Origin of the sequence: Enterobacter sp. NFIX59 (assembly GCF_900113755.1) — a bacterium.
In the GTDB taxonomy this organism is placed as follows: Bacteria; Pseudomonadota; Gammaproteobacteria; order Enterobacterales; family Enterobacteriaceae; genus Enterobacter; species Enterobacter pseudoroggenkampii.
This window is the reverse complement of the sequence record NZ_FOQN01000009.1, coordinates 34421-53228: the sequence shown is the minus strand read 5'-3', so window position 1 is coordinate 53228 and position 18808 is coordinate 34421. Positions and strand designations below refer to the sequence as shown.

Annotated in this window: 22 protein-coding genes; 9 read left to right on the top strand and 13 right to left on the bottom strand. The window is 54.7% G+C overall.

The window, feature by feature from the left end:
• The first annotated feature begins 73 nt into the window (after positions 1-73).
• Positions 74-1084, top strand: a complete 1011-nt coding sequence (glpX, locus tag BM007_RS21275; protein ID WP_032662725.1) for a class II fructose-bisphosphatase — start codon at positions 74-76, stop codon at positions 1082-1084.
• A 96-nt stretch (positions 1085-1180) separates the two neighbouring features.
• Positions 1181-1927 (top strand): ferredoxin--NADP(+) reductase, encoded by a 747-nt coding sequence (gene fpr, locus BM007_RS21270; protein WP_090420859.1) that lies wholly within the window; start codon positions 1181-1183, stop codon positions 1925-1927.
• Here fpr and BM007_RS21265 read toward each other — a convergent pair whose 3' ends face one another.
• A complete protein-coding gene (locus tag BM007_RS21265; RefSeq protein ID WP_023333860.1) occupies positions 1928-2347 on the bottom strand; it encodes a DUF805 domain-containing protein in 420 nt (139 codons plus the stop codon).
• A 112-nt stretch (positions 2348-2459) separates the two neighbouring features.
• Here BM007_RS21265 and BM007_RS21260 point away from each other — a divergent pair, with 112 nt between their 5' ends.
• The gene (locus BM007_RS21260; RefSeq protein WP_090420856.1) at positions 2460-3056 is read left to right on the top strand and encodes a DUF1454 family protein; all 597 of its coding nucleotides are present in this window, start codon (positions 2460-2462) and stop codon (positions 3054-3056) included.
• Between the two features lie 111 nt (positions 3057-3167).
• Positions 3168-3935, top strand: a complete 768-nt coding sequence (tpiA, locus tag BM007_RS21255; protein WP_014172206.1) for a triose-phosphate isomerase — start codon at positions 3168-3170, stop codon at positions 3933-3935.
• Between the two features lie 48 nt (positions 3936-3983).
• On the opposite strand, the gene BM007_RS21250 is transcribed toward tpiA, so the two are convergent.
• The 6 genes from BM007_RS21250 to cpxP form a co-directional block, all read right to left on the bottom strand.
• Complete coding sequence (locus BM007_RS21250) at positions 3984-5288, bottom strand: SLC13 family permease (protein WP_090420853.1); 1305 nt, start codon at positions 5286-5288, stop codon at positions 3984-3986.
• Positions 5289-5361: 73 nt separating this feature from the next.
• Positions 5362-6105: a CDP-diacylglycerol diphosphatase gene (locus tag BM007_RS21245; RefSeq protein WP_090420850.1), complete on the bottom strand. Its 744-nt coding sequence runs from the start codon at positions 6103-6105 to the stop codon at positions 5362-5364.
• A gap of 108 nt (positions 6106-6213) precedes the next feature.
• On the bottom strand, positions 6214-7203 hold the full coding sequence (locus tag BM007_RS21240) for a sulfate ABC transporter substrate-binding protein (RefSeq protein WP_024909198.1): 990 nt from the start codon (positions 7201-7203) through the stop codon (positions 6214-6216).
• Between the two features lie 211 nt (positions 7204-7414).
• Positions 7415-8377, bottom strand: a complete 963-nt coding sequence (gene pfkA, locus BM007_RS21235; RefSeq protein WP_023309696.1) for a 6-phosphofructokinase — start codon at positions 8375-8377, stop codon at positions 7415-7417.
• Between the two features lie 174 nt (positions 8378-8551).
• Positions 8552-9445, bottom strand: coding sequence for a CDF family cation-efflux transporter FieF (gene fieF / locus BM007_RS21230; RefSeq protein WP_024909199.1), 894 nt, complete (start codon positions 9443-9445; stop codon positions 8552-8554).
• A 153-nt stretch (positions 9446-9598) separates the two neighbouring features.
• Complete coding sequence (gene cpxP / locus BM007_RS21225) at positions 9599-10105, bottom strand: cell-envelope stress modulator CpxP (protein ID WP_024909200.1); 507 nt, start codon at positions 10103-10105, stop codon at positions 9599-9601.
• A gap of 150 nt (positions 10106-10255) precedes the next feature.
• On the opposite strand from cpxP, the gene cpxR reads away from it, so the two are divergent.
• Both cpxR and cpxA read left to right on the top strand, forming a co-directional pair.
• Entirely contained in the window at positions 10256-10954 is a 699-nt protein-coding gene (cpxR, locus tag BM007_RS21220) for an envelope stress response regulator transcription factor CpxR (RefSeq protein ID WP_006179159.1), read from the top strand.
• Complete coding sequence (gene cpxA / locus BM007_RS21215; RefSeq protein WP_023309731.1) at positions 10951-12324, top strand: envelope stress sensor histidine kinase CpxA; 1374 nt, start codon at positions 10951-10953, stop codon at positions 12322-12324. Before cpxR ends, cpxA begins: the two co-directional genes overlap by 4 nt.
• 36 nt (positions 12325-12360) lie before the next feature.
• On the opposite strand, the gene BM007_RS21210 is transcribed toward cpxA, so the two are convergent.
• The 3 genes from BM007_RS21210 to BM007_RS21200 form a co-directional block, all read right to left on the bottom strand.
• Complete coding sequence (locus BM007_RS21210; RefSeq protein WP_090420891.1) at positions 12361-13611, bottom strand: MFS transporter; 1251 nt, start codon at positions 13609-13611, stop codon at positions 12361-12363.
• Between the two features lie 131 nt (positions 13612-13742).
• Complete coding sequence (locus BM007_RS21205; protein ID WP_090420847.1) at positions 13743-14696, bottom strand: sugar phosphate isomerase/epimerase family protein; 954 nt, start codon at positions 14694-14696, stop codon at positions 13743-13745.
• A gap of 8 nt (positions 14697-14704) precedes the next feature.
• On the bottom strand, positions 14705-15409 hold the full coding sequence (locus BM007_RS21200) for a UTRA domain-containing protein (RefSeq protein WP_048989393.1): 705 nt from the start codon (positions 15407-15409) through the stop codon (positions 14705-14707).
• A 25-nt stretch (positions 15410-15434) separates the two neighbouring features.
• Between BM007_RS21200 and BM007_RS23575 the strand changes: the two genes are divergently transcribed.
• Positions 15435-15536 (top strand): hypothetical protein, encoded by a 102-nt coding sequence (locus tag BM007_RS23575; RefSeq protein ID WP_368073432.1) that lies wholly within the window; start codon positions 15435-15437, stop codon positions 15534-15536.
• Positions 15537-15597: 61 nt separating this feature from the next.
• Here the strand turns inward: BM007_RS23575 and yiiM are convergent, their stop codons facing one another.
• The 3 genes from yiiM to BM007_RS21185 all read right to left on the bottom strand — a co-directional run bounded on the left by yiiM (position 15598) and on the right by BM007_RS21185 (position 17716).
• Entirely contained in the window at positions 15598-16272 is a 675-nt protein-coding gene (gene yiiM, locus BM007_RS21195) for a 6-hydroxyaminopurine reductase (protein WP_090420844.1), read from the bottom strand.
• Between the two features lie 71 nt (positions 16273-16343).
• A complete protein-coding gene (sodA, locus tag BM007_RS21190) occupies positions 16344-16964 on the bottom strand; it encodes a superoxide dismutase [Mn] (RefSeq protein WP_003861999.1) in 621 nt (206 codons plus the stop codon).
• Positions 16965-17167: 203 nt separating this feature from the next.
• Positions 17168-17716, bottom strand: coding sequence for a helix-turn-helix domain-containing protein (locus BM007_RS21185; protein WP_023309744.1), 549 nt, complete (start codon positions 17714-17716; stop codon positions 17168-17170).
• Positions 17717-17818: 102 nt separating this feature from the next.
• Here BM007_RS21185 and BM007_RS21180 point away from each other — a divergent pair, with 102 nt between their 5' ends.
• Positions 17819-18478 (top strand): AzlC family ABC transporter permease, encoded by a 660-nt coding sequence (locus tag BM007_RS21180; RefSeq protein WP_023333870.1) that lies wholly within the window; start codon positions 17819-17821, stop codon positions 18476-18478.
• Positions 18478-18801: an AzlD domain-containing protein gene (locus BM007_RS21175; protein ID WP_024909205.1), complete on the top strand. Its 324-nt coding sequence runs from the start codon at positions 18478-18480 to the stop codon at positions 18799-18801. The genes BM007_RS21180 and BM007_RS21175 overlap by 1 nt, the downstream gene beginning before the upstream one ends.
• Positions 18802-18808: the final 7 nt, after the last annotated feature.

Here is an 18808-nt window from a genome sequence, read left to right as displayed (position 1 = left end):
GAGGGGACTTAAAACCCCCCTCCCCACTCTGTGATAAACTTCGTGCAATTCCTTTTGATTGCACGAGTACCTCATGAAACGTGAACTTGCTATCGAGTTTTCCCGCGTCACCGAAGCGGCCGCCCTTGCAGGCTATAAATGGCTGGGTCGTGGCGACAAAAATACCGCAGACGGCGCAGCCGTCCATGCCATGCGCATTGTCCTTAACCAGGTCAACATCGACGGCACCATCGTGATCGGCGAAGGCGAGATCGACGAAGCGCCAATGCTCTATATTGGTGAAAAAGTCGGTACCGGCAAAGGCGATGCCGTGGATATCGCCGTCGACCCGATCGAAGGTACCCGCATGACGGCGATGGGTCAGGCCAATGCCCTGGCAGTGCTGGCCGTGGGCGATAAGGGCTGCTTCCTTAACGCGCCGGATATGTACATGGAAAAGCTGATTGTCGGGCCTGGCGCAAAGGGCGCAATCGACCTCAGCCTGCCGCTGGAAGAGAATCTGCACAACATCGCCAAAGCCCTGGGCAAACCCCTTAGCGAACTGACCGTGACGATTCTGGCCAAACCGCGCCACGACGCCACCATCGCGCAGATGCAAAAGCTCGGCGTGCGCGTGTTTGCTATTCCTGACGGTGACGTTGCCGCCTCGATCCTGACCTGCATGCCGGACAGCGAAGTAGACGTGCTGTACGGCATCGGCGGCGCGCCGGAAGGTGTCGTCTCTGCGGCAGTGATCCGCGCGCTGGATGGCGACATGCAGGCTCGTCTGCTGCCCCGTCATGAGGTAAAAGGCGACAGCGAAGAGAACCGCCGTATCGGAGAAAACGAGCTGGCGCGCTGCGAAGCGATGGGCATCGAGGCCAATAAAGTGCTGGCTCTGGACGAGATGGCCCGTAGCGACAACGTTGTCTTCTCCGCGACCGGCATCACCAAAGGCGATCTGCTGGACGGTATCACCCGCAAGGGCAATATGGCGACCACCGAAACGCTGCTGATCCGCGGTAAATCGCGCACCATTCGCCGCATCCAGTCTATCCACTATCTCGACCGCAAAGACCCGGACGTACAGACGCACATTCTGTAAAACCGTTTGATCGATAGAGCTTTCCGGCCCTGACGGGCTGGAAATTGTCACCACAAGTACGGAAGATAGAACAGAGAAACAGCACAGGAGAAGATCATGGCGGACTGGGTAACAGGTAAAGTCACGAAAATAGAGTTCTGGACCGATGCGCTATTTAGTCTCACCGTCCATGCTCCCGTACACCCGTTTAAAGCCGGGCAATTCGCCAAGCTGGGGCTGGATGTCGACGGCGAACGCGTGCAGCGCGCCTACTCTTACGTTAACGCGCCTGATAACCCGGATCTCGAGTTCTATCTGGTCACCGTTCCGGACGGTAAGCTCAGCCCGCGTCTTGCCGCCCTCAAGCCCGGCGACGACGTGCAAATTGTGAGTGAAGCGGCAGGCTTCTTTGTGCTCGAAGAGATCCCTGATTGTGACACGCTCTGGATGCTGGCAACCGGTACAGCCATCGGCCCTTATCTCTCTATTTTGCAGTACGGCAAAGATCTGGAGCGCTTTAAAAACATCGTGCTGGTGCACGCTGCGCGCTACGCTGCAGACCTGAACTACCTGTCGCAGATGCAGGCGCTGGAACAACAGTACGGCGGAAAGTTAAAGATTCAGACAGTGGTCAGCCGTGAAACCGTAGCAGGAGCGCTTACCGGTCGCGTGCCGGCGTTAATTGAGAGTGGAGCCCTGGAAGACGCGGTGGGTTTGCCGCTGAACGCTGAAACCAGCCACGTCATGCTGTGTGGCAATCCGCAGATGGTTCGCGACACGCAGCAGCTTCTGAAGGATACCCGGCAGATGACGAAACATCTTCGCCGCCGGCCGGGCCATATGACCGCCGAACACTACTGGTGATCAGCGGTACTTCACCTCAACGGTGTCTTTACCGTATTTGTTTTCGCTCTGGGTGCCAATAAACGCGCCCAGATCGACAATCATCATCACGAAGATGACCGACGGCAGCAGCCTGCCCACGACCCACGGCAGGATGGACGGCAGCATCGCCCAGTTTCCCGCCACCAGCATCCACGCCAGAATAATCAGAAATGCCCACGCGCCGGAACGTCCGCGATCGTGCAGCCGTTTCACGACGACAGCCGCCGTTGGCCATAGCAGACAGACCAGCGCGAAGGCCGCCGTTTGCGTGCTTAGCCATGCGTTATAGGCAACGAAAAACAGAAGCAGCATGGCGACAATCCACGTCACCATCCAGATCCAGAAATCACGGCGTCCAATACGCCCTTTGAACGAAAACAGCCACTGCTGTATGGTCATGTAAGGTTCCTTATTATCGTATAGCGCGCATTTTACCCTGGAGTTGTGACCTTTTGACAAGCCGACCAGATATCGTTTTAATCATGAGCACTTACGGCCAGGGGCAATGTTGATGAAAAGTTCGGCACGTTCTCTCTTCCTGTGTTTAGCGCTGCTCAGCGTGGGTTATCCCCTGCACGCCGCCGAAACCACTGCCCCGACCACAGCTCCGTATCTGCTGGCGGGCGCGCCGTCATTCGATCAGTCCATCAGCGAGTTTCGTGAAACCTTCAATCAGGCCAACCCTACGCTGCCGCTGGATGAGTTTCGTGCCATCGATGGCCCCCGCGACACGCCTACCCTGACCCGTGCGGCAAGCAAGATTAACGAGAATTTGTATGCCTCCACGGCGCTGGAGCGCGGGACGTTAAAAATCAAAAGCATGCAAATCACCTGGCTGCCAATACAGGGGCCAGAGCAGAAAGCTGCTAAGGCGAAAGCGCTGGAGTACATGAGCGCGGTATTGCAGGCCTTTACCCCTGCGCTGACGAAAAAGCAAAGTCAGCAAAAGCTGCAAAAACTCCTTACCGCCGGGAAAAACAAGCGTTACTACGCCGATACCGAAGGCGCGATCCGCTATGTTGTAGCGGACAACGGCGAAAAAGGACTGACCTTCGCTGTTGAACCGATTAAGCTGGTGCTATCTGACACTCTCGACGGGGCGAATTAATGACAAAAAGCAAAGCCTTTCGAGGGAAAATCTCTATACTGATTCACAGACCATGCTGCCCGACAGGGTGGCCATATTCCTTAATTCGCTTATTGAGCGTGGAGAATTGAAATGCGACATCCTTTAGTGATGGGTAACTGGAAACTGAACGGCAGCCGCCACATGGTAAACGAACTGGTTGCGAACCTGCGTAAAGAGCTGGCTGGCGTGACGGGCTGCGCGGTTGCTATCGCTCCGCCGGATATGTACCTGGATCTGGCTAAACACGCCGCTGACGGCAGCCACATCATTCTGGGCGCGCAGAACGTTGACGTTAACCTGTCTGGCGCGTTCACCGGTGAAACCTCCGCTGAAATGCTGAAAGATATCGGCGCGAAATACATCATCATCGGCCACTCCGAGCGTCGCACCTATCACAAAGAATCTGATGAGTTCATCGCGAAGAAATTCGCCGTGCTGAAAGAGCAGGGTCTGATCCCGGTTCTGTGCATCGGTGAAACCGAAGCAGAAAACGAAGCGGGCAAAACCGAAGAAGTGTGCGCACGTCAGATCGACGCAGTGCTCAAAACCCAGGGCGCGGCAGCGTTCGAAGGCGCGGTTATCGCTTACGAGCCAGTCTGGGCGATCGGTACCGGCAAATCAGCAACCCCTGCGCAGGCTCAGGCGGTTCACAAATTCATCCGTGACCACATTGCGAAAGCTGACGCCAAAGTCGCTGAGCAAGTGATCATCCAGTACGGCGGTTCCGTAAACGCCTCCAACGCTGCTGAGCTGTTCACCCAGCCAGACATCGATGGCGCGCTGGTTGGCGGTGCATCCCTGAAAGCGGACGCTTTCGCGGTGATCGTTAAAGCGGCAGAAGCGGCTAAACAGGCGTAATTGCCTTTGTGGCGGGTGGCGCTTGCGCTTACCCGCCCTACAAAAACGCTACAACTTACCTAACACGCTAAACCACAGATAATCCAGCGGCAGCAGCACCAGATAAGTTGCCACCGCCAGCGCCAGACAAAGCACCATCCCCGCCCTTGCAGGCACCTTCCCGAGTCCCATCGCCACCACAATCGGCGACGCCTGATACGGCAGCAGCGGCGTAGAATAGCCCAGCACCTGAATCATGATCACCGACAGCAGCGGGAAGCCGGTCGCGTCCGAGAAGCTCTGCGCCAGGGTGGTATACAGCGCCGGAACGCCGTTGGCGGTCATAATAAAGTTGAGTGCGGTGGTAATACCGGTCAGCGCCAGGAAACTGGTGAACGGTCGGTCTGCATCCAGCGGCATAATGCGGTGCAACGCCTCGCCCACCGCCGTTCCGATGCCGGTTTGGGTCACGACGATCGCCAGCCCCAAAATACCGGCAACGTAGATACAGGTGCGCATATTCACCCCCGCAGAAAACTCCTCCCCGGTGATAAAACCTATACGCGGCAGCATAACGATGATCGACGCCGCCAGCCCCGTCCACGCGGGTCCCACGCCGTGCCAGCTCTCCGTCACCCACATCCCCAGTACCACCGCCAGCAGCCAGGCGAGACGCTTTTCGTCCCGCCCCATAGGCTCAGAGGGCGCCTGTTCCTTCGGCGGTTTCGGGCTACCGGGAAATAGCCAGCAGATCAGGCCAATCAGGATCAGGCCTTTGAGAATGCCCAGCACCGGCGTGTGCAGCAGCAGATACGGGACATAGTTCAGATGGATGCCGTACGAGCCTTCCGCCGCACCGCTCATCACCAGATTAGGGACGTTAGCGGGCAGAATCGTCGCCGAAAGCTGGAAAGTCCCGAACCCTACCGCCAGCGCCAGACCAAACCAGGCGCGGGAGCCGTCGGCGATACCGGCGCGTTTTGCCATCGCCGCGACAATCGGCATCAGCAGCGCAATACGTCCCATGTTCGACGGCATCACAAACGCCAGCGCATAGCTCAGCAGCACCACGCTCGCTACCATTAATACCCAGGAGTCGGTGAGCTTTGACGACAGCGCCCGGGCGGCCCTGTCCGCCAGTCCGGTTTTACGGATCGCCACGCCGAGCACAAAGCCGCTGAATACCAGCCAGAAAGCCGACGAGGCAAAACCGCCGAAGATGACCTCCGGCGGGGCGATTCTGGCGGTCATCGCCGCCGTGAAGAACAGCAGCGCGGTGATGAATTCAGGCAATAACGACGTCGCCCACAGAACGATGGTGACGCCAACAATCAGTGAGGGTAGCAGCAGAGGATACGTTAACCAGAGCGACATACCTGTCTCCTGTAGAATTTTTCAGCAAGTCTACGGTGACAGGCAGCCCGAGTAAACGCGATTTATGGTGGGGTTACTTCAGGATAGCGCATTGATGATCCTGCAATTCCTCTGCCGACGCGCGGTTGAGCATCAACAGATTGCGCTCGGTCGCCAGCAACACAAACGAGCCATCCGACTGCTGCGCCATCGCCAGGGCAAAGCGCCCCATATGGTCGCGCGCTTCCGGCAGCTCTTCAGCCAGCATTATGAACGGGCTGCGCTGCACCAGTTCATTTTCCGTCACCCGGCGAGCAAGATACTCATGTCCTTCCAGCCCTCCGGGAAGAGGCAGCCACTGGGTGCTGATTTCTCCCTGTGCCGCGTTGAGCTTCTCGCGCACGTCCGGGCGCAGGCAGGAAATATGAATATGGAAATGGTTCTGCGTGCGCCCTGTCGGCGAGTTAATCGTCAGCGAAATGGCGCTGTCAGGCACCTCGGAGCCGCGCTTCAGAGTCATAAAGCTGCGCGACTGCCAGGCCAGCCAGAAAAAGTTCGGCGTATGAGATTCGGTCAAAAGCGGGCTTTCGGTGCCGTTGATGCGGTAGGTTGGCATCAGCAGGTACTGCAGCGGCCCGTTGCGATCTTTAAATACCACATAGCCTGCATCCGTTTTCACCTGCGCACACGGCGCCGGGTTACGGTTTTGGATCTGATTCGGCACACACTGGTCGAGAACGATATGTCGCAACGCATTCGGATTACCCGCTTTCATCCAGTACACACCGCCAGTTGCCAGGGCGATGACAATGAGGAGCAATAAGATAATTTTTTTCACAACGCGTTCCCTGTTTTCAATAGAGGCAAAAGAGTAACGCAAAATGATGACCAAATAAAAAACCCGGCGGATTTCTCACGCCGGGTCACCGTGTCATGGGCTAATGAGTTAGCGCTGGCTGATCTGGTCGAAGGTGCCGCCGTTAGAGAAGTGCTCTTTCTGCGCTTTGGTCCAGCCACCGAACTCGTCATCAATGGTGAAGAGTTTCAGTTTAGGGAATACGCTTTCGTATTTCTTCGCAACGGCCGGATCGCGTGGACGATAGAAGTTTTTCGCCGCAATTTCCTGGCCTTCTGGCGAGTACAGATACTTCAGGTAGGCTTCCGCCACCGCTTTGGTATCTTTCTTCTCAACCACTTTATCGACCACGGAGACGGTCGGTTCAGCCAGAATTGATTCGCTTGGGGTCACGATCTCGAATTTGTCTTTACCCAGTTCGTTAGTGGCCAGCAGGGCTTCGTTTTCCCATGCGATCAGCACGTCGCCAATCCCACGCTCGACGAAGGTGTTGGTGGCGCCACGCGCGCCGGAATCCAGCACCTCAACGTTTTTATACAGCGCTTTCACGAATTCCTGCGCTTTGGCCTGGTCGCCATTGTTGTGGTGCAGCGCGTAGCCCCATGCGCCCAGGTAGTTCCAGCGAGCGCCGCCAGAGCTTTTCGGGTTAGGCGTGATGACTGACACGCCCGGCTTAATCAGGTCATTCCAGTCATGGATCTGTTTCGGGTTGCCTTTACGTACCAGGAAAACGATGGTCGACGTGTATGGCGCGGAGTTATCCGGAAGGCGTTTGATCCAGTTTTTGTCGATACGGCCACGCTCGGCGATCGCGTCAACATCGTAGGCCAGCGCCAGGGTCACCACGTCGGCTTCAATCCCGTTGATGACGGAGGTCGCCTGCTTGCCAGAACCACCGTGGGACTGGCGAACCACGACATTGTCGCCGGTTTCCTGTTTCCAGTGTGCCGCAAACGCTTTGTTGTATTGTTCGTACAGTTCACGCGTCGGGTCGTATGACACGTTCAGTAACTGGATGTCCTTAGCCAGAACGCTGGTCGATGCCAGCAATAATGTTAAACCCACGCCCCATTTATTCATCGCCCAGCTCTCTTGTGTAGTGTTTTGATGAATGCAGCGTGCCAGAAAGCGAATCGAGGATTAAAGAATAAAAAAAGATTGGCTATAACGTAGTGGAATAAAAAGGCAAATGGTGCGGAGAAAAAAGCCCGGTGGCGCTGCGCTTACCGGGCCTACGAACCGTGCTTTTGTAGGCCCGGTAAGCGCAGCGCCACCGGGCAAAAAACGCCGATCAGTACAGTTTTTTCGCGCAGTCCAGCCAGTCACCTTTGAACGGACGCTTCATGTTTTCAATCGCATCGATGATGTCATGGTGAACCAGTTTTTCGTTCTGAATACCGACGCAGCGGCCGCCGTGACCCTGCAGAAGCAGATCGATAGCGTACGCGCCCATACGGGACGCCAGAATACGGTCGTAAGGGCCTGGGGAACCGCCACGCTGGATGTGACCCAGTACGGTCGCGCGGGTTTCGCGTTTGGTTTCGGCTTCAATGTACTTCGCCAGCTCGTCAACGTCACAGATGTGCTCGGTGATAGCCACGATCGCGTGTTTTTTACCTTTCGCGATGCCCGCTTTGATTTCAGCCACCAGATCTTCACGGCTAAATTCGACTTCTGGCACGACGATAAATTCGCAACCGCCCGCAATGGCTGCCGCCAGCGTCAGGTCGCCGCAGTAACGGCCCATCACTTCAACGATAGAGATACGCTGGTGAGAAGACGAGGTGTCACGCAGGCGGTCAATCGCTTCAACAACGGTACCCAGCGCGGTAAAGAAGCCGATAGTGTAGTCAGTACCTTTGATGTCGTTGTCGATGGTGCCCGGCAGACCGATGCACGGGAAACCCATTTCGGTCAGACGTTTTGCACCCATGTAGGAGCCGTCACCACCGATAACCACCAGGGCGTCCAGGCCGCGTTTCTTCATGTTTTCGATAGCCACTTCACGAACGTGTTCATCACGGAATTCCGGGAAGCGCGCAGAACCGAGGAAAGTACCGCCACGGTTGATCATGTCAGACACGCTGTAACGGTCGAGCTGAACCATACGATCTTCATACAGGCCCAAATAACCGTCATAAACGCCAAAAACTTCCAGGCCTTCCGTCAGCGCTGCACGGACAACACCACGAATTGCCGCGTTCATGCCCGGCGCATCACCGCCGCTTGTCAACACACCGATTTTCTTAATCATGACTACCTCTGAACTTAGGAATGCAAAATTGAAATCTGTTGCCGGAAGAAACTTATCGACCAACGAATACTGCAAATAGTATATCAATCCCTTCCAGCTGAATTGATTCAGGTCAGACCAAATGGCGGTAATTTATACACAAAATGCTGGCCTGGCTCACTTTTTTACAACGAATTACGAAAGCCCAACATGACCGGGTACAACCGAGCAGGGATCCTGGTGAATGATGACGTCTGAACCAGGAAAACGCTGCAAAATCGCCTGCTCGACCTGCTCAGCTATCACGTGAGCCTGAACCAGTGGCAGGTTGTCTTCCATTTCAATGTGAATCTGAATAAAGCGGGTCGGCCCTGACTGCCGCGTTCGAAGATCGTGTGCACCGCTGACGCCGGGCCAGGAGGTCACGATAGAAAAAATTTCATTACGTTCTGAGTCCGGGAGGGCGCGGTCAAGCAGTGATTGCACCGCTTCATACCCCATCCGCAGGGCGCTATATAAAATATAGATACCAATCCCTAACGCAAACAACGCATCGGCCCGATGCCAGCCATACCAGGCCAGACCGAGCGCAATAAGAATAGCCCCATTCATCATAACATCAGATTGATAATGAAGCATATCTGCCCGTACAGCCTGACTTTGCGTTTTGCGAACAACCCAGCGCTGGAACGTTACCAGAACAAGTGTGCATATAAGCGCGACAATCGTCACAACGACGCCGACGCCGGGATCGTTCATCGGTGTTGGCGAGACGAGATGCTGAATGCCGGTGAGAAACAAGAACAGCGCAGAACCGGATATAAACATGCTTTGCGCCAGCGCGGCCAGCGACTCCGCTTTACCGTGCCCAAAGGTGTGCTCTTCATCCGCTGGCTGCAGCGAGTAACGCACCACCAGCAGGTTGGTCAGCGAGGCGGCAATATCCACCAGCGAGTCCACCAGCGCCGCCAGAATACTGACCGAACCGGTATACCACCACGCGAAAACTTTGATGACCAGCAAGCACGACGCCATTACCGTCGCGGCCATGGCGGCCCGGTTCACCAGTCTTCCATAGGATTGATTCATAAACGCTCCTGTCATGTCATGCCGCTAGTATAACGGAAGCATGTGGAGTCGAAGGATGAATAAACGGTTAACAAATCAGAATGCGGGGCAAAAAAAACCCCCACATCATGTGGGGGAAGACAGGGATGGTGTCTATGGCAAGGAAAACAGGGTTTACTGGTTACTACGGGTACTGCTATTGCTACTGAAAAACGTCGTTTCTGAGCTTCGCTGCATCCGTGCAACCTCACGCAGCTGGTCCATTCGCTGCTGATGTCTGGTGTTCAAAACCGCTTGCTGCTCGGGCGTTAGCAGGTGGAACATCTGGTTGCGGACCTTCGCCATTTCGACCTGGCGGGCAACCTGTTCCTGTGCCATTTTTTCGGCCTGAGCGCGTACAGCGCTTTCGTCAAAATTTTCTGCGGTGACAAGGCGATGCATTGTCTCCATTTCGCTAACATTAACAGGGGGCTGGTCGTGTCTCGCCCTCTGCATCAGATCTCGCATCTGTTGACGCTGATGTTCGGTTAAACTTATGCCGTCAAACATATGGCTTTGGCTGCTGTTCTGCGTTGCGCCCTCTTGTAAGGGACTGTTATCGCTGATGATAGCTTCAGCAGCCTGGCTAAACGCACTGAACGCCAGCGTTGAGGCCATGACGGCAGCGGTAACTTTGCGCATCACTTGCTCCCAAAATCTTTCGTGTCGCGATTCAACGAGAGACAGTCTACGATTCAGGCTGCAAACATGCGTCAGGGGGTGTAAAACAACGTAAAGTCATGGATTAGACAGCCTTGATGTCGTAATTTCTGCCTCGGAGGTATTTAAACAATGAATAAAATCCTGTTAGTTGATGATGACCGAGAGCTCACATCCCTTTTAAAGGAGTTGCTCGACATGGAAGGTTTCAACGTCCTGGTTGCCCATGATGGCGAGCAGGCGCTGAGTCTCCTTGACGACAGCATCGATTTACTTTTGCTCGACGTGATGATGCCGAAGAAAAACGGCATTGATACGTTGAAAGAGCTTCGCCAGACACACCAGACTCCCGTTATCATGCTGACCGCACGCGGCAGCGAACTCGATCGCGTACTCGGCCTTGAGCTGGGCGCGGATGACTATTTACCGAAGCCGTTTAACGACCGCGAACTGGTCGCCCGTATTCGCGCGATCCTGCGTCGTTCCCACTGGAGCGAGCAGCAGCAGAATACCGACAACAGCTCACCTACCCTTGAAGTCGACTCCCTGAGCCTGAACCCGGGCCGTCAGGAAGCGAGCTTTGATGGCCAGACGCTGGAACTGACCGGCACGGAGTTCACCCTGCTGTATCTGCTGGCGCAGCACCTCGGCCAGGTGGTTTCGCGTGAACATTTAAGTCAGGAAGTGCTGGGCAAACGTCTGACCCCGTTTGACCGCGCCATCGACATGCACATCTCTAACCTGCGCCGTAAGCTGCCAGAGCGTAAAGACGGTCACCCATGGTTTAAAACCCTGCGTGGTCGCGGTTATCTGATGGTTTCCGCTTCATGATAGGAAGCTTAACCGCCCGCATCTTCGCCATCTTCTGGCTGACGCTGGCACTGGTTTTAATGCTCGTACTGATGTTGCCAAAACTCGACTCACGCCAGATGACGGAGCTTCTCGACAGCGAGCAACGTCAGGGCGTGATGATCGAGCAGCACGTGGAAGCCGAGCTGGCAAACGACCCGCCGAACGATTTAATGTGGTGGCGCAGATTATTTCGCGCTATCGACAAGTGGGCGCCGCCCGGACAACGCCTGCTGCTGGTGACCAGCGAAGGCCGCGTCATTGGGGCCGATCGCAATGAAATGCAGATTATCCGCAACTTCATTGGCCAGGCGGATAACGCCGATCATCCCCAGAAGAAGAAATATGGCCGCGTAGAAATGGTAGGGCCTTTCTCCGTCAGAGACGGAGAGGATAATTATCAGCTCTACCTGATCCGTCCGGCGAGCAACTCCCAGTCTGATTTTATCAACCTGCTGTTTGACCGCCCTCTCCTGCTGCTGATTGTCACCATGCTGGTCAGCTCGCCGCTGCTGTTATGGCTGGCGTGGAGCCTGGCAAAACCGGCGCGTAAGCTGAAAAATGCCGCCGATGAAGTGGCGCAGGGTAACCTGCGACAACACCCTGAGCTGGAAGCCGGACCGCAGGAATTCCTTGCCGCCGGGACCAGTTTTAACCAGATGGTGAGCGCTCTCGATCGCATGATGACCGCACAGCAACGTCTGCTGTCGGATATCTCGCACGAACTGCGTACCCCGCTTACGCGCCTGCAGCTTGGCACCGCGCTGCTGCGCCGCCGCAGCGGTGAGAGCAAAGAGCTGGAGCGTATTGAAACAGAAGCTCACCGCCTGGACAGCATGATCAACGACCTGCTGGTCATGTCGCGTAATCAGCAGAAAAACGCGCTGGTCAGCGAAACGGTGAAAGCCAATCACCTGTGGCACGAGGTGCTGGACAACGCGGCGTTCGAAGCGGAACAGATGGGTAAATCCTTCACCGTCAACTTCCCACCGGGTCCATGGCCGCTGTACGGTAACCCCAACACGCTGGAAAGCGCGCTGGAGAATATCGTGCGTAATGCCCTGCGCTACTCGCACACGAAGATTGAGGTGGCGTTCTCGGTGGATAAAGACGGGATCACCGTCATTGTCGACGACGACGGTCCTGGCGTCAGCCCGGAAGACCGCGAGCAGATTTTCCGTCCGTTCTATCGTACCGATGAGGCGCGTGACCGGGAATCAGGTGGTACGGGGCTGGGCCTGGCGATTGTGGAAACCGCCATGCAGCAGCACCGTGGCTGGGTGAAAGCCGATGACAGTCCGCTGGGTGGATTGCGATTGACCCTCTGGCTGCCGCTGTATAAACGTTCATAACGCCCTGTCCCCGGCGTTTGCCGGGGACAGCTTACCTTACACCTCCGCGGTGACTGCCGCGCGGTTCTGCTTTTTGATCCGTTTCACCAGCAGCGTTGAGCAGACGAATCCCATCAGGCTGAACGCGATCATCACGCTAAAAACATAGTTGTAGCCTGCGATACCGGTGTGGGTATCCAGCAGCCAGCCATAAAGCGTGTAAGCAAACATGGCGGGCATGTAACCGATGATGCAGCCAAACGCCATTGCCGAGCCGGCATACTCACGCGGGGTGCCTATCTCATCCATCGGCGCGAAGAAAATGGCGCGCTGCGAGAAAATAATCGCTCCAAAACCTAAGGTTGCCGCCATCCCGATATAGACGTTCATCGATTGGTGGGGTAGCTGCATAAAGACAATCATCGCCGCGGCGGCAATCAGGAAGGTCCACTTCAGGTAGACAGTAGGCGATTTTGCCACTTTATCCGCCAGGAAACCGCCCACCGGTCCCCCCACCATTTTCAGGGCATACTGGTTGATAATGCCGTAGGCACCCACCAGCGCAACCTGAAGCATATAGATATCTTTGAGGAAAGGGATAAAGTATGTCAGCCCGCAGTAGGCAGCGTACACGAAGAAAATGCCAAACGCGGCTAGCCAGACGTTGGCGCAGGAGAGGATATGTTTGATCCCCTTGAGCACCTCCATGTTGGCATTCCCCTTTTCGCTGCCTTTGACCTTGTCGTCATCGACAATGAAGTAGGTGATCACCCCTGCGACCAGGGTAATCAGCGTGTAGTATAACAGCCCCGCCTGCATGCCCGCTTTGCCTTCCCCGAAGTGCACAAAGACGAACAGTGCCCCGGAGGCAACAACCACGTCCACCACGCCGCGGCCAGCCTCAAGAAAGCCAAACATACGCCCCTGTTCCTCCTGCGTTCCCAGCAGACGCACCGCTTTCAGCAATACTGGCCAGTAAACTACGTCAGCGAAAAAGGCCATCGCCGCAAAACAGAGCAGATACCCGGTAAATGACGGCAGCGTGGATAAGTAGAGGCCGCACAATCCCACGCCGATTAAACCAAACGGCAGCAGGATTTTTTTAGAGTAACGGTCGGCAATATACAGAGAGAGGAACAGGCCCGTTGTCTGGACAATAGTATATACCGTAAAGCTTAAACCAATTTGGGTATTGGTTAATCCCCAGTCATTTTGCATAGGTACATAAAAGACATCTTTCATACTGGAAAGTTTGAATATCGTCCCGCCGCCTAAAATCAAAAAGCAGAGTCGTGCCCATTTATTCATGAACATAATTAACACCCTTAGCGTAGGTTGAGAAAACGTTCTCAATCAGAAAATGAATGCAATAATCCTCAGCCAGCTCAAAATGAAATGGCCTTCATGTTGACGTTCTTTTTTAACGACCTAAATACTAGTCAGGTTGTTATAAATTTTTGACACACGTTACGTATATACTGAATTTGAGAAAGGGCGTGATGTTTTTCCTCCGCAAGACGGGCATCTACCATCGTGCTGTCGGGCAATGGGGTATAGCTCGCATTTCGCCACGGTATCCAGGGGTTATTCCCTTCATCGTCGAAACGGAACGCAGGAGCATAATATTCCACCTCTTCTTCTAAGCCAAAAGAGGTGACCTGGGGTTGCTCATCGCCTAAAAGTAGTAATCTTTTTAGCATCTCCTCCACAGGTAGATCACCGTATCCGGTACGACAGGCTTCATGCCCCCAACCTTTCCCCTCGTTAATAATCCGCGCATCTTTAATATGCACCTGGGTAATCAAGGGGGCCATAACCTCTAATGCCGCCAGCGGCTCTTCGTTGGCATTAATCATATTGCCAAAGTCGAACAGAATGGAGAGGTTTTTCATCCCGCTGTTTTTCACCAGCGTCACCAGTTCATGGCCCTGTAAATCTTCATGTTGTTCAATAGTAAAACTCAGGCCGCAATCGTCATAACGAGATAAATACGCAATATCGCTGGCAATTTTATCGAGCACGTCTTTCAGATACCCTTCATAACGCGGGTAGAAGCGCACCGAGGTCGCTCCCGTCGCCAGGGCGATACGGATCGCATCATCCAGCGTCGCTTTATCCGAAGCGCTGGTTTCAATATGAATATCCAGATGGTAGCTTTGCGCTTTTTCTTTAAACGTGCGTAACTGTTGGTCATTTAATTTTTGCAGGGATTGCGTTTCACCGTCTTCGACATGAATTTTTACCCCCTTTAATTTCTGCTGATACGCTATATCTAACAAATCACCCGGAAATACGCGTTCATAGCGCATATTTAAATGAAACGCGTAGGCGTGCAGATAGAGAGGTATATTTCTCGCACGTTCCGCCAGCCGCACTTTATCAATATTTTTCATTTTTCTTCTCATTCATCATGAATAACGAGTTCCACTGATTCAAGGCGCCAGTATTCAAAATCGACCTGCACCACTTTTTTATCCCGTGTCGCTCGGTGTTTTTCCACCAAAATTCCGTAAGTATTCGGTGCCACACCCAGTTCTTTGCAGGCCAGCTCCGGCATATTGACCGGTTTGAAGATCATCTCTTTAATGGTTAAGGTATGACCGAATTCATCTTCCCAGACGCTGGCAAACGACTGGTTCTCCAGTTTATGGATATATCCCGGCGCGGTTTCTGCATCAATATATGACTCGTGGTAAAAAACCTTATGTTCATCGAGCCCACACCATCCTGTTACCCGATAGCAATTCTCAGACGCGGGAAACACCCTCTCAACCTGATGCGGTACGCTCTCCATGCTCTCACGGGATAAATAACCCCAGGAGGGATTTCGCCCCTGGGCACGGGCTTCCGCATTAAAACTGGAGAGGGATTTTGGGTTATAGATAAAGCGCTTAGCAGAAATAAACCAGCCGCTGCGGTTCTTTCTAAATATCCGTGCACCCACCTCCAGCTCAATCAGCACCTGCCGTAAGGTCATGCGTTTGGCATCTAGCAGTTCGCACAACTCGCGCTCAGACGGTAGCTTCGAGCCAGCCGGTAAGTTTTGTTCACTCAGCCAGCGTTCAAAACGCTCCCTGAGCACATCCACGTAGTTTTTTTCTTTCATCCCACACCATCTGGTTTAAACCAATTTGATCATAAGATATTTGAGCCGGAAGAATTCTCAAGTGTTTTTACATTGCCAACACTTTTTTTGTGGGCCATGTATCAGGAATGAAGCAAGGAAAGGTTGAGTACGGTGTAAAAGAAGGGAGCATCCCCCGTTAGCACGGGGGAGACGAACGAAAGAGAAACCTATTTACCCCATAACCGACGGGCATTGTCTTCAATTTTGTTACTGAGCCGCCGTTTTTGCATGGTGCGCGTCCAGCTGGTCGATAGCCCCGCCGCCGACAGCAGGCGGTGATACTGTTCGTCATCAAACGGCATATGCCAGGCAATGGCGCAGGCGTCATAAACAGACACATCGCTCAGGCGTGATGCCAGCTCAAGCGGTGCGTCCGCTGAAACCTGCCCAGCCAGCACCACACGGTACAGCCAGCCGGTTTTACCCGCGTTTTGCATCTGAGCCGACATGTCATGAATGCCGAAATGGAAGTTGAGCTTGAAGCACGGCGAGCGTGGCTGCGTCACCTGAATCAGGGCATCGCCCCAGCGGTAAATATCACCGATAAAGACGTTTTGCTCGGTCAGCCCTTCGGTCGAGAGGTTCTCACCGAACGCGGGCGCGACAAACAGATCCGCCTGTTCGGGGAATTCGGCTTTCCAGTGCTGATAGTGCTCGCGCGGGTAGTGGCACAGCGCGCGCTCGGGCCCGCCGTGGATTTTCTTTTCGGCCTGCTCGTCACCCGCCAGCCCGAGGTCGGTAAGCGTCAGCTCACCGTCAACCTGAATTTTAGCGATGGCGCTCGGGCGACTGCCGTCGTACTCCCTTACCTTGCCTGTAAACACGTTCACCGGGTAATGCATTGCTGCCTCCATTACGCAGATACAAAAAAAGCGAGTCATAAGACTCGCTTCTCACAGGCGTCAACGCAACCTTATTTTTTAGCGGCGAAACGTGCTGCAGCTTCGTCCCAGTTCACCACGTCCCAGAAGGCTTTGATGTAGTCCGGGCGACGGTTCTGGAATTTCAGGTAGTAAGCGTGTTCCCACACGTCCAGACCCAGGATTGGGAAGCCGGATGCGCCAGAGATTGCTTCACCCATCAGCGGGGAGTCCTGGTTCGCAGTAGAAACCACCGCCAGTTTGTCACCTTTCAGAACCAGCCACGCCCAGCCAGAGCCGAAACGAGTAGCCGCGGCTTTTTCGAACTCCGCTTTGAAGTTGTCCACGGAACCGAAGTCGCGCTCGATAGCCGCTTTCAGGTCGCCCTGCAGGGTGGTACCGGTTTTCAGGCCTTTCCAGAACAGGCTGTGGTTAGCGTGGCCGCCAGCGTTGTTACGCAGAACGGTTTTCTTGTCCGCTGGCAGCTGGTCCAGCTTGGTGATCAGCTCTTCAACAGGCAGGTTAGCGAACTCTGGCAGGCTTTCCAGCGCGGCGTTCGCGTTGTTCACATAGGTCTGGTGGTGTTTAGTGTGATGGATTTCCATCGTCTGCTTGTCGAAATGCGGTTCCAGTGCGTCGTAGGCATACGGCAGGGATGGCAGTGTATAACTCATAATCCTCTCCATTATTGTCGGGCGGCACAGCTGTTAATGCCGCGTAAGCAGTTGGTTCATTATAGTTAATTAAATGATATTGAAAATGATTATCAATGCCGTAGTTTTTATAAGGTTATTCACATTCTGACAAAAGCTAAAATGGGTAATTCACTCAGGAGGTTAACGGAAGATGCTGCCGCGAAGACGACAGCATTGTCGGGTTAGTTTTGTTCCGCCACCAGCAGCGCGTAAGTGTCTGGCTCCAGGGCTTTAAAGATGTGCGGCTGGTCGGCGGGATAACAAATGTAATCCCCTGCGCCGAGCTCTTCCGCCGCGTCAAGCAGGCCAACCAGCGCCCGTCCCTGCGTGACAATGATATGCTCAACCGAGCCCGGCGGATGCGGCTGTGAAATACGGTCTGCACCCGGCTGGGTCATCAGAAGATAAACATCGCGGCGCGCGCCGGGGGGGCATGCGGCCAGTAAAATAGCCTCGTAATTAGCCTGTCCGGCGACCACTTTCGTCCCTTCACCGCGGCGGATCACCTGTGTGGTCGGCAACTGCGGCTCAAGCAGGCGGGCGAAAGGAATATCCAGCGCCACGCAAAGCGACCACAGCGTTTCCAGGCTAGGGTTACCGTTGCCGGACTCCAGCTGGGAAAGGGTGGATTTTGCGATCCCGGCACGGCGGGCAATTTCCGCCAGTGAAAGCCCGGTTCGCAGGCGTTCTCGCACCAGACTTTTGGCGATCAGGCTGATCGGCTGCGTCATATAACGGCCTCTTGTTCTATAAAACGAACGAATCGTTCGTCTTGAAAATCAGTTTCGTTGCGTTCATTATAATGGATACACGTTCGATATGGCTAAAATTGTATGAAGCATCATCTCTCTTGCCTGAAAGGCGACACCATAAAAGCAATTATCCTGGTCTGCCTCGCGGTGGGCGTGGTCGGGATGTCCTACGGCTCCCTGGCGATGGCCTACGGTTTCCCGGTCTGGGTACCGTTTGTACTCTCCATCACCGTACTCGCGGGCGCGTCAGAGTTTATGTTTATCGGCATTGTGGCAAGCGGCGGTAACCCGCTGGCGGCCGCCGCCGCGGGGTTGCTGGTCAACGCGCGGCACGTGCCGTTTGGCGTGACGGTTCGTGAACTGGTAGGCAAGCGCGGTCTGAGCCTGTTGGGTTGCCACATTATGAACGACGAAAGCGTGGTGTTTGGCCTGTCGCAAAAAACCGCCGAGCAGCGTAAGGCCGCCTACTGGCTGTGCGGCTTAGGCGTCGCCATCGTCTGGCCGCTCGGCGCGCTGCTGGGTGCCATGGTTGGCAAACTGTTACCTGACCCGGAAACCATCGGCCTGGATGCGGTATTCCCGGCCATATTACTGGCACTGGTAGTTCCCGCATTTAAAAACCGTACCACGCTAATCCGCGCCTGCAGCGGTGCCGCGCTATCACTGGCTGCCGTGCCGTTTGCCCCGGTAGGATTACCGGTGCTGCTCTCTTTACTGGGTCTTGCTGCGAGGAAAAAATAATGGGAAATATGACGTTTTTTATTCTCGGCATCGCCATTTTGTCTGCGGGAACGTATCTGATGCGTCTTGGCGGGGCGAAACTGGGCAGCAGGCTGGCACTGTCAGAACGCTCTCAGGCGCTGCTTTCGGACGCGGCAACAGTGCTGCTTTTTTCCGTGGCGCTGGCGACCACGTTTTATGAAGGCGAACATTTTGCCGGTATGGCGCGCGTGCTGGGCGTGGCGTTTGCGGTGTTTCTGGCCTGGAGAAAGATGCCGTTAATTGTGGTGATCGTGGCGGCGGCAGTGGTAACCGCGCTGCTGCGCGTGGCGGGCATAAACTAAAAAAGCG

Bases quoted from the DNA above. Each gene is read 5' to 3' on its own strand.
- glpX (WP_032662725.1), top strand. From the start codon at position 74: ATGAAACGTGAACTTGCTATCGAGTTTTCCCGCGTCACCGAAGCGGCC.
- fpr (WP_090420859.1), top strand. From the start codon at position 1,181: ATGGCGGACTGGGTAACAGGTAAAGTCACGAAAATAGAGTTCTGGACC.
- BM007_RS21265 (WP_023333860.1), bottom strand. From the start codon at position 2,347: ATGACCATACAGCAGTGGCTGTTTTCGTTCAAAGGGCGTATTGGACGC.
- BM007_RS21260 (WP_090420856.1), top strand. From the start codon at position 2,460: ATGAAAAGTTCGGCACGTTCTCTCTTCCTGTGTTTAGCGCTGCTCAGC.
- tpiA (WP_014172206.1), top strand. From the start codon at position 3,168: ATGCGACATCCTTTAGTGATGGGTAACTGGAAACTGAACGGCAGCCGC.
- BM007_RS21250 (WP_090420853.1), bottom strand. From the start codon at position 5,288: ATGTCGCTCTGGTTAACGTATCCTCTGCTGCTACCCTCACTGATTGTT.
- BM007_RS21240 (WP_024909198.1), bottom strand. From the start codon at position 7,203: ATGAATAAATGGGGCGTGGGTTTAACATTATTGCTGGCATCGACCAGC.
- pfkA (WP_023309696.1), bottom strand. From the start codon at position 8,377: ATGATTAAGAAAATCGGTGTGTTGACAAGCGGCGGTGATGCGCCGGGC.
- fieF (WP_024909199.1), bottom strand. From the start codon at position 9,445: ATGAATCAATCCTATGGAAGACTGGTGAACCGGGCCGCCATGGCCGCG.
- cpxP (WP_024909200.1), bottom strand. From the start codon at position 10,105: ATGCGCAAAGTTACCGCTGCCGTCATGGCCTCAACGCTGGCGTTCAGT.
- cpxR (WP_006179159.1), top strand. From the start codon at position 10,256: ATGAATAAAATCCTGTTAGTTGATGATGACCGAGAGCTCACATCCCTT.
- cpxA (WP_023309731.1), top strand. From the start codon at position 10,951: ATGATAGGAAGCTTAACCGCCCGCATCTTCGCCATCTTCTGGCTGACG.
- BM007_RS21210 (WP_090420891.1), bottom strand. From the start codon at position 13,611: ATGAATAAATGGGCACGACTCTGCTTTTTGATTTTAGGCGGCGGGACG.
- BM007_RS21205 (WP_090420847.1), bottom strand. From the start codon at position 14,696: ATGAAAAATATTGATAAAGTGCGGCTGGCGGAACGTGCGAGAAATATA.
- BM007_RS21200 (WP_048989393.1), bottom strand. From the start codon at position 15,409: ATGAAAGAAAAAAACTACGTGGATGTGCTCAGGGAGCGTTTTGAACGC.
- yiiM (WP_090420844.1), bottom strand. From the start codon at position 16,272: ATGCATTACCCGGTGAACGTGTTTACAGGCAAGGTAAGGGAGTACGAC.
- sodA (WP_003861999.1), bottom strand. From the start codon at position 16,964: ATGAGTTATACACTGCCATCCCTGCCGTATGCCTACGACGCACTGGAA.
- BM007_RS21185 (WP_023309744.1), bottom strand. From the start codon at position 17,716: ATGACGCAGCCGATCAGCCTGATCGCCAAAAGTCTGGTGCGAGAACGC.
- BM007_RS21180 (WP_023333870.1), top strand. From the start codon at position 17,819: ATGAAGCATCATCTCTCTTGCCTGAAAGGCGACACCATAAAAGCAATT.
- BM007_RS21175 (WP_024909205.1), top strand. From the start codon at position 18,478: ATGGGAAATATGACGTTTTTTATTCTCGGCATCGCCATTTTGTCTGCG.